This is a genomic window from Paraburkholderia sp., assembly GCF_036488505.1.
In the GTDB taxonomy this organism is placed as follows: Bacteria; Pseudomonadota; Gammaproteobacteria; order Burkholderiales; family Burkholderiaceae; genus Paraburkholderia.
Window position 1 is genome coordinate 1 of sequence record NZ_DASXHN010000344.1, and the last position, 8,815, is coordinate 8,815.

Genomic DNA, 8,815 nt, shown 5'->3' on the forward strand with positions numbered 1-8,815 from the left:
CGCGTGCCGTTCCTGATCGCCGGCCCGCTCGGTCTGGTCGGTCTCTATATCCGCATGAAGCTCGAGGAAACGCCCGCGTTCAAAAAGCAGGCTGAACAGCGCGAAGCCGAAGACCGCGCGGTGCCCAAGCAGTCGCTGCGCCAGTTGCTTGCGCAGCAATGGAAGCCGCTCCTGCTGTGCGTCGGCCTCGTGCTGATCTTCAACGTGACCGACTATATGGCGCTGTCGTACCTGCCGAGCTTTCTGTCGGCGACGCTGCACTTCAACGAAACGCACGGCCTTTTCCTCGTGCTGCTCGTCATGATTCTGATGATGCCGATGACGCTCGCCGCCGGCCGTCTGTCCGACACGGTCGGCCGCAAGCCGGTGATGCTGCTCGGCTGCGTAGGCCTGCTCGTGCTGTCGATTCCGGCGCTGCTGCTTATCCGCATGGGCACCGTACTGCCGGTGTTCGGCGGGCTGATGATTCTCGGCGTGTTGCTGTCGTGTTTTACCGGCGTGATGCCGTCGGCGCTGCCGGCGCTGTTCCCGACCCGGATCCGCTACGGCGCGCTCGCGATCGGCTTTAACGTGTCGGTGTCGCTGTTCGGCGGCACGACACCGCTGGTAACCGCATGGCTCGTCGAGCGCACCGGCAACCTGATGATGCCCGCGTATTACCTGATGGGTGCATCGCTGATTGGTATCGCGTCGGTGCTCGCGCTGCGCGAAACCGCGCGCAAGCCGCTACTGGGTTCGGGCCCGTGCGTCGCGACGCGCGCCGAAGCGCATGCGGTGCTGCGCGGCGAACGCGAGGCCGAGCAGATGGATGAGCGCTACGCGACGGCGGCGGCCGCGCAGGCTTAAGCATCGGCTTGCGCCGCGACACACTCGCGCATGGCAGCAACGAAACCGTCTCGATCACGTCGACAAAAGCGTAGGTAGCCATCGGCCTGACTTGCAGATGTCCTGCCGGCGTAACCGCGCTTGTATGCCGGCTTGTATGCGGAGTCGCATGCGGCTTTGTCTGCGCCCATGCAGGCGGGCATGCACGATATTGGCGGCACGACCGGTCGACGCGCGAGCCCGGTAACGGCTGTAACGGACGGCTGAACCGGTCTGCACCGCTCAAGCGCAGTCAACGGCGCCGACGCAAACGACACGCGACGAATCCGCCGCCGACTCAACGGCAACACCCGCTTCACTCGCGCTCGAAACGGGCCGGCGAACTCTGCGCCGGCCCGTTTTTTTATCTCCCGTCAGAGCAGCGCGTCGAAGCTCGCGCTCACCCGCGCCCCATCCACCACCAGGCGCGCCGCGCAAACCGGCAGCTTGAATCGCCGCGGCCCCGCGCTCCCCGGATTGACGAACAGCACGCCATCGCGTTCGATGATCGACGGCTTGTGCGAATGACCGCTCACCACCACGCCGATGCCTTCGTCGCGCGGCTCGCAGCGAAGGTCCGCGATATCGTGCACGACGAGGATCGTCACCTGCTGGACGGTCAGCCTCGCATGCGTCGGCAGCGGCGCGGCCCAGTCGCCGGTGTCGTTGTTGCCTCGCACGGCCGTGACGGGCGCGATCCGGGCAAGCGCATCCAGCACTGCGGGATTGCAGATATCGCCCGCGTGAATGATCGCGTCGCAGCCGTCGAGATACCGCAGCGCTTCGGGACGCACGAGGTTATGCGTATCGGAGATCAAGCCGATGCGGGTCGCGGCCGAAAGTGATCGGTGTGAAGTCATATCATCGGGCGTCGATATCGGTCGGCAAAAACCTCATTCGGGCTGCGGCCCGGCCAGATCGCGCGACGCAGCCTGAGTGCGCCGCCGCGCGCCGACCATGCGGCGCGTCAGCCCATGCACGACGATCGACAGCGCCGCCGCGCACGCAAAGCTCGCCGCCACGCCGTATTGCGGCAGCAATATCGCGATCGCCGCGAAGAACGTCGCGAAAGACACGCGCCCCACTACCATGCCTCGCATCAGCAGCGCGACGAAATCCGCGCCGTGCGCGCGCTGCGCCGACACCGCGAGCACGCTGGCAAGCAGCGGGAATACCGATAGCACGCCGCTCCAGGCCGCGCCCATCGACGCGGACGCGATCATTACCGCACATGTCAGCAGCGCGCCGGCCAGCATGCGCACCGCCAGGTCGGCGCCACCGCTGCGCGCGGCGGCCGCGTCACCGCTCACACGCGGCAAGCCGCTCTGCGATGCGGCGACCGCTATGCAAGCCACCGCCATCGCCCAGCCCAACGAGCCTGGCAGCCGCACCAGCAGCAGCGCGGCGCCGAGCCAGCCGGCCATGCCCGCGACCAACGCGAGCGGCCACGCAAAACGCCGGCAGCTCCAGCCATACGCCAGGTTGAATGTCTCCGACGCGGCGATGGCCGCAATCGACGCAACCGACGCCTGCGCCGCGAACGCCGGTCCGCGCTGGAGCGCGAGCAACAGCACGATCGGTCCGGCAACGACGGGCAGCGCCGACAGCCATCCGGCGACCGACGGTCCCCACAGTCGGGCGGCGAGCGTCAATGCGGCGAGAAACGCCGGCACCAGCAGCAGCTTGAGCATGAGCAGCATATTCAGGCTTCCAGCACGTGTTCGATGCGCCGGTCCGGCACGAACCACCACGCGGCGGCTAGCGCATACAGCGCGGCCGACACCCACGGCGCGACAAACGCAACCCCGATACCGGCTAGATAGATGACGACGGACACCTTGCCCTTGAAGTCGTTGCCGACCGCCTTCGCGATCGTCGAATCGCTGCCGTGTTCGCGAATCAGCGCATGGATCAGGATGAAATACGCGATCGCCGACATCAACAGCACGACGCCATACATCGCGGTCGGCCACGAGGCCAGATGGTTTTCGCCGGCCCAGTGGGTGACGGCCGGCAGCAGCGATAGCCAGAACAGCAGATGCAGGTTCGCCCACAGCACCCGGCCGTTGACTTTCTGCACCGCATGGAACGTGTGATGGTGATTGTTCCAGTAGATGCCGACGTACACAAAGCTCAGCACGTACGCGCAGAACACCGGCGCCATCGGACGCAGCGACGCGAGATCGTGGCCTTCGGGCACCTTGAGTTCGAGCACCATGATCGTGATGATGATGGCGATCACGCCATCGCTGAAGGCCTCGACGCGTGCCTTGCCCATGCGGTTGTCCCTGATGAATGCGGTGGGGCGCACAGCCCGCCCGCGCGTTGCGCAGGGGCCGCGCCGCTGCCGATTATCGGCGATGCGGCGACGCTTTGTCGATGCGCGCGGATGGGCCAATCATGCGCGCTCACTCGGCGCGCGAGCTGTCGTACCGCAAGCCGTGCGGAGGAACCTGCCCGGTCGCAACGATCCGCCCGATCGTCACGCCATCGTGCTCGATTGATTATCGATGAAGCATCGACATGCTCGCCGCATTCCGACGACGACCGCGTCGACCCCGCCGATGCAGCCGCGACTGGCAAACCGCCTCCCGCCTACCGCTCTGTCTATCCGCGTTTCATCGATCATGTGAGGTGAAGACGATTGTGGCGCGCGCCGCCTACTCCATCGGCTTGAGCCCATCGAGCAGCGTCGGCACGAGTTCGCTGATCGTCGGGTGCACGTGCATCGCATATTGCAAAGTCGGATACGGCGCGCCCGCCGTCATGATGTCGATGAACGTATGGATCGCCTCGTCGCCTTCGTTGCCGTGAATCGCGGCGCCGAGAATCTGCTTGCTGTTCGCGTCGGCGAGCACCTTCATGAAGCCGTCGGTTTCGCCGCGCTCGCGCGCGCGGCCGACCCGCGACATCGGCATCGTCGCGATCAGTGCGCCGCGGCCGCTCGCGCGCACCTCCTCCTCCGACATGCCGACGCGCGCAAGCGGCGGATCGACGAATACCGCATACGCCATGATCCGCGTATCGACGCTGCGCCTGCCGCCGTCGAGCAGATTGGCCGCGACGATCTGGTAGTCGTCATAGGACGTATGGGTGAACGCGCCACGCCCATTGACGTCGCCGATCGCCCATACGCCCGGCACGCGGGTGCGCAACTGGCCGTCGACGGCGATGATCCCGTGCCGATCGGTTTCGATGCCGGCGGCGTCGAGACCGAGATCGTCGGTATTCGGTTTGCGGCCGGTCGCGAACAACAGGTGCGACGCTTCCATCGCCGGGATGTTCTGCTCGAAGCCGATGCACACGTCCTTCGCGCGATGCGGATGCGGCTCGACCCGCGTCGGCTGCACGCCGAAATGAAACTCGATGCCTTCGCGCGCCAGCACCTCGCGCACCGACTCGGAAAAATCGGCGTCCTCGCGATTGAGCACGCGCTCACCGCGCACAAGCACGCTCACGCGGCTGCCGAAGCGGCGAAACACCTGCGCGAATTCGAGCGCGATATAGCTGCCGCCGACGATCACCAGATGACTCGGCAATTCCGTCAGCTCGAGCAGCGTGGAGTTCGTGTAGTACGCAATCCGCTGGATGCCGTCGAGCGGCGGCACGACCGCGCGCGTGCCCGTATTGATGAAGATTTCGTCGGCGCTGATTTCGTTCAGCAGCTGGCCGTCGAGGTCGGTCACGGCGAGGGTATGCGGTCCGGTAAAGCGCGCATGGCCATTGAAGACCGTGATGTTCTTCGTGCCGCGCAGCCATTTTTCGACCCCGTTGCGCGACTGTCCGACGATTCCGTCCTTGCGCGCCTTGACTGCCGGCAGATCGACGCTGACCGAGCCGACCTGTACGCCAAGGTCGGCTGCATTGCGCGCGACGTGCGCCGCGCGGGCGCTCGCCACATACGATTTGGTGGGGGTGCAGCCGACGTTCACGCAGGTGCCGCCGAAATCGCTGCGCTCGATTACCGCGGTTTGACGGCCGCTTTCGGCGAGCCGCACGGCAAGCGGCGGTCCACCTTGTCCGGTACCGATCACGACCGCGTCGAAGTGCTGTGGCATGGCAACTCTCCCAGGCTGGGTGCAGGTCGTAGCATCTTACGCTTGGCTACCGCGCGCCGCGATGCCTGTCGGACGTTGCAATGGGGATGTTGCGGGAAGTGCGGGGTGTCGCGGGTTGTGCCGGGGTGAAGCGCGCGGACGCGGATGTCGCCGGTGTTGCGGATGCTGTTGGAGGCTGCCGGCGCCCGGCACGATGCGGGTCCCGTGTCTGACTTATCGGCGGCGGCTACCGCGAGTTGAGCGTTGTGTGCGACCGTCGCCCGAGTTCACCGCCGACAGCGACGCGGATGAGTCCGCGCAGTGACCGGCCTTTCGACCGCTGTCCGTCATTCGTGGCAATGCACTGCGCAGATCAGCTCGCGCGAGCGTTGCAGCGCGGCCTGCGCGCCGCGCGTCGCGACCACCCAGCCGACCTGGCCGAGATTGAAGTCCTGCGACACCATCACCTGCATCAATGCGACCATCGGCAGCACGACCGATGGCCGGTAAAGCTGATTCCTGATCAAGTCCGACATGACCACTCCCATCGGGCGGCACCGCTTCGGGACCGCGCCTGTTACGTTTCGATGGGAGCATTTTAGAGAGCGCGCCGCCACGGATAAACAGGCGCAACGCGAAGTCACTTGTTCGCCAATCTGAACAATCGTGTTCGAGCCCGCCGCGCCTCGTGCAGCGGCCTCGCGCGCCGGGCCGGCCCGCGCTCAGGAGGCCTTCGCCATCCCGATCATCTGCGCGTCGTAGAGGCTGCGTGCGTATGCGCTCGCGCCGACCGGCCGGCTGTACAGGTATCCCTGCTGCTTGTCGCAATCGATCGCGCGCAGAAACGCTGCCTGCTCGGCCGTCTCGACGCCTTCGGCGGTAACGTTCATCCCGAGCGAATGCGCCATCGCAACGACCGCCTGGGTGATCGCGATCGAGTCGCGATGATCGGGCAGCCCGGCGACGAACGAACGGTCGATCTTCAGGTTATGCAGCGGAAAACGCTTCAGGTACGACAGCGACGAATAGCCGGTGCCGAAATCGTCGACCGAAATCCGTACGCCCATCCCGCTCAGCGCGCTGAGAATCGGTAGCACGGTGTCGCTATCGCTCATCAGCAGGCGCTCGGTGATCTCGAGCTCCAGCGCGGCCGGCTCGAGCCCGGACTGCGCGAGGCAGCGCTCGATGCGCTCGAGCAGCTTGTCGTTGAACTGCCGCGGCGACAGGTTCACCGCGACGATCAGATGCGGCGCGAGCGTGCGCCGCCATTGCGCGACCTGCTCGCACGCGTGCTCGAGCACCCAGTCGCCGATTTCGACGATCAGCCCGGCGTCTTCGGCGACCGGGATGAATTCGCCCGGCGACACGTTGCCGAGTTCGCCGTTGTACCAGCGCAGGAGCGCCTCGGCGCCGATCGTGCGGCCGTTCTGGCTATCGACGATCGGCTGGTACACGAGGCTCAACTCGTCGCCGGCCAGCGCACGCCGCAGCGACTGCTCGATCGTGAAGCGGCGCTGCAGATGCTGGTTCAGCTCGGCGGTGAAAAACTGAAAGTTGTTACGGCCGCGCTGCTTCGCGTGATACATCGCCGAATCGGCGTTGCGCATCAGCGTCGCGACGTCCTGGCCGTCTTCCGGAAAGAGGCTGATGCCGATCGACGCGCCCAGGTAGTACTCGTTGCCCGCCACCGCGAACGGCACCGCCATCATGTCGAGGATCCGATGCGCGAGGCCGATCAGCTCGCCGCTGTGCTGGTATGCGCTGACGACGATCACGAACTCGTCGCCGCCGACGCGCGCCAGTGTGTCGTTGCGGCCGACGCACGCCGACAGTCGCTCGGCGACGCTGCATAGCAACGCGTCGCCGGCTTCGTGGCCGGCGGTATCGTTGACCTTCTTGAAGCCGTCGAGATCGACGAACAGCACGGCGACGCTCGCGAGTCCGTCCGCGCCGTCATCCACTTCGCGCGGCGCGAACAGGTCGCGCATCCGCTCCGACAGATACGCGCGGTTGTAGAGGCCGGTGAGCGAGTCGCGTGTCGCCAGATACTTGAGCTGGCGCTGCGCCTCGCGCACCGGGCCGATGTCGGAGAACGAAATCAGCACCGAGTCGGGTTGGGTGTCGCCGGGCCGCATGATCGGCACGACGTTCTCGGTGATCCACACGACGTCGCCGCCGGTCAGCTCGATCCCGATCGTCACGCCGAGCACCGGTTTGCCGGTCGAGAAAACCTGCACGATCGGCACACCGGCACCCTCGACCAGCGAGCCGTCCTCGTTGAACGTGCGCGTCATGACGGTGTCGATGCTGCGGCCGATGATTTGCGGCGTCGTGCGCAGCATGCGCTGCGCGCTCGGATTGCACGCGAGCACCAGGCCGGCGCGCGACTGCACGACGATGCCCTCGCTCAAATGATCGACCACCAGCCGGTGACGCTCCTCGCTGCGCGCAAGACGCTGCGCCATCGCGTCCTGATGAACCGCCAGGCCGACGCTGCTGCCGATGTCGCGCAACATCGCTTCTTCTTCGGGGGTAGGACGGCGGACCGTGCGGTAATAGACGGCGAACGCGCCCAGCACGATGCCGGCGTCGTTCTCGAACGGCACCGACCAGCACGCGCGCAGGCCGTGCGGCAACGCCAGATCGCGGAAATCATCCCACAGCGGATCGGTGGCGATGTCCTCGACGATCACCAGACGCCGCTCGTACATCGCCGTACCGCACGAGCCCGTGCACGGCCCGATCTCGGCGCCCTCGATCGCCGCGCTGAACGCGGGCGGCATTGACGGCGCGCCGCCGACGCGCACATGCCTGCCGTCGGAGTCGAGCAGCAGGATCGAGCAGGACGCGCCGTCGCCGAGCAGCGCCTCGGCGCGGCGGCATACCTCGGCAAGCAGTTCGGGCAGTGGCGTATTGCGGGTGATCAGCCGCAATACGCTGCGCTCCGATGCGAGCACTTCCTCGGCCCTTTGCGGCCGGTAGCGGACGCTCTCGGGCTCAGCCCCTGTCGTGCCATGTGATGTCGCTTCGCAACTCATAGATGCGCCCCCCGCCCTAACGTCGGCAAGTTAGTGTACGCGGCACGCCGGGGTTTACGCGGACCCGGCGGCAAATATCTTCAACGACCGAGCGTCGCCACGGCAGGAGCGACGCGGGCAATATCGGTGGACCCCGGCGCCGCACCGGACGGCGGCTCGCAGCCCGTGCCAGCGCCGAGCGCGGGCGGCCGGAGCCAGCCCAGGCATGCGGTGAACCTGCGGTCGCGGGGCCGCGCGGAGACTGGGCGCGACCGGAGTTCGAACTGCTCGAACTGCTCGAACTGCTCGAACTGCTCGGACTGCTCGGACTGCTCGGACTGCTCGGATTGCTCGGATTGCTCGGACTGCTCGAACTGCCAACGCCACTCGCGCTGCTCAACCCATTCGCCTCGCCGGACGCCGACTGGTCGCGATTTGCGCTTCGCCTGACCGGCTGAGCCATCGCGTGCGTAGTTCACGCCGCAGCGCCACCGTCTTATACCGTTCCCGCGCTCCGCCCTGCGCTTTTACGACACGATGCCGAAACCGCCATGCGCCGTTGCGCTGCCCTCTCGTGTGCCGCTCGGCACCGGCGCTTCCATGCCGTCGGCCCGATCGCAGATCGGAGGCGGCACCCGGCATTGGCTGGTCAGCCGCCGCCACCCGGAGGCCGCGGTCCGCCACCTTCCCCACCACCATGCGAGCCGCCGGGAGGACGATTACCGCCTCCGCCTTGCTGAGAACCGCCACCGGGTGAATGACCGCCCGCACCGCCTGGCGAACCACCGGCAGGACGGCCGCCCGCATTGCCCGGTGGCGGTCCGCCTGGCGGCCGGCCACCCGCATGACCTGGCGGGGGTCCGCCGCCCGCATGACCCGGCGGCCGGCCTCCCGGAT

8 protein-coding genes are annotated in these 8,815 nt (G+C 66.9%); 1 reads left to right on the top strand and 7 read right to left on the bottom strand.

What is annotated here, in order from left to right:
* The coding region (locus tag VGH68_RS20200; RefSeq protein WP_331605457.1) for an MFS transporter at positions 1–846 on the top strand (846 nt) is incomplete at its 5' end.
* A gap of 392 nt (positions 847–1,238) precedes the next feature.
* Here VGH68_RS20200 and VGH68_RS20205 read toward each other — a convergent pair.
* From VGH68_RS20205 to VGH68_RS20235, 7 genes are all read right to left on the bottom strand, one after another.
* Positions 1,239–1,724, bottom strand: coding sequence for a metallophosphoesterase family protein (locus VGH68_RS20205; protein ID WP_331605458.1), 486 nt, complete (start codon positions 1,722–1,724; stop codon positions 1,239–1,241).
* Between the two features lie 33 nt (positions 1,725–1,757).
* Positions 1,758–2,564 (bottom strand): hypothetical protein, encoded by an 807-nt coding sequence (locus VGH68_RS20210; RefSeq protein ID WP_331605459.1) that lies wholly within the window; start codon positions 2,562–2,564, stop codon positions 1,758–1,760.
* 2 nt (positions 2,565–2,566) lie between these two features.
* Positions 2,567–3,142 carry a TMEM175 family protein gene (locus tag VGH68_RS20215; RefSeq protein ID WP_331605460.1) on the bottom strand — a complete coding sequence of 192 codons (576 nt, stop codon included), beginning with the start codon at positions 3,140–3,142 and terminating at the stop codon, positions 2,567–2,569.
* 382 nt (positions 3,143–3,524) lie between these two features.
* Positions 3,525–4,922: an FAD-containing oxidoreductase gene (locus VGH68_RS20220; RefSeq protein ID WP_331605461.1), complete on the bottom strand. Its 1,398-nt coding sequence runs from the start codon at positions 4,920–4,922 to the stop codon at positions 3,525–3,527.
* Positions 4,923–5,248: 326 nt separating this feature from the next.
* Entirely contained in the window at positions 5,249–5,437 is a 189-nt protein-coding gene (locus VGH68_RS20225; RefSeq protein WP_331605462.1) for a hypothetical protein, read from the bottom strand.
* 186 nt (positions 5,438–5,623) lie between these two features.
* Positions 5,624–7,939 (bottom strand): putative bifunctional diguanylate cyclase/phosphodiesterase, encoded by a 2,316-nt coding sequence (locus VGH68_RS20230; RefSeq protein ID WP_331605463.1) that lies wholly within the window; start codon positions 7,937–7,939, stop codon positions 5,624–5,626.
* A gap of 80 nt (positions 7,940–8,019) precedes the next feature.
* Positions 8,020–8,397, bottom strand: coding sequence for a hypothetical protein (locus VGH68_RS20235; protein ID WP_331605464.1), 378 nt, complete (start codon positions 8,395–8,397; stop codon positions 8,020–8,022).
* Positions 8,398–8,815: the final 418 nt, after the last annotated feature.

What these genes read in the sequence shown, in the direction of transcription:
- VGH68_RS20205 (WP_331605458.1), bottom strand. Translation starts at nt 1,724, where the DNA reads ATGACTTCACACCGATCACTTTCGGCCGCGACCCGCATCGGCTTGATC.
- VGH68_RS20210 (WP_331605459.1), bottom strand. Translation starts at nt 2,564, where the DNA reads ATGCTGCTCATGCTCAAGCTGCTGCTGGTGCCGGCGTTTCTCGCCGCA.
- VGH68_RS20215 (WP_331605460.1), bottom strand. Translation starts at nt 3,142, where the DNA reads ATGGGCAAGGCACGCGTCGAGGCCTTCAGCGATGGCGTGATCGCCATC.
- VGH68_RS20220 (WP_331605461.1), bottom strand. Translation starts at nt 4,922, where the DNA reads ATGCCACAGCACTTCGACGCGGTCGTGATCGGTACCGGACAAGGTGGA.
- VGH68_RS20225 (WP_331605462.1), bottom strand. Translation starts at nt 5,437, where the DNA reads ATGTCGGACTTGATCAGGAATCAGCTTTACCGGCCATCGGTCGTGCTG.
- VGH68_RS20230 (WP_331605463.1), bottom strand. Translation starts at nt 7,939, where the DNA reads ATGAGTTGCGAAGCGACATCACATGGCACGACAGGGGCTGAGCCCGAG.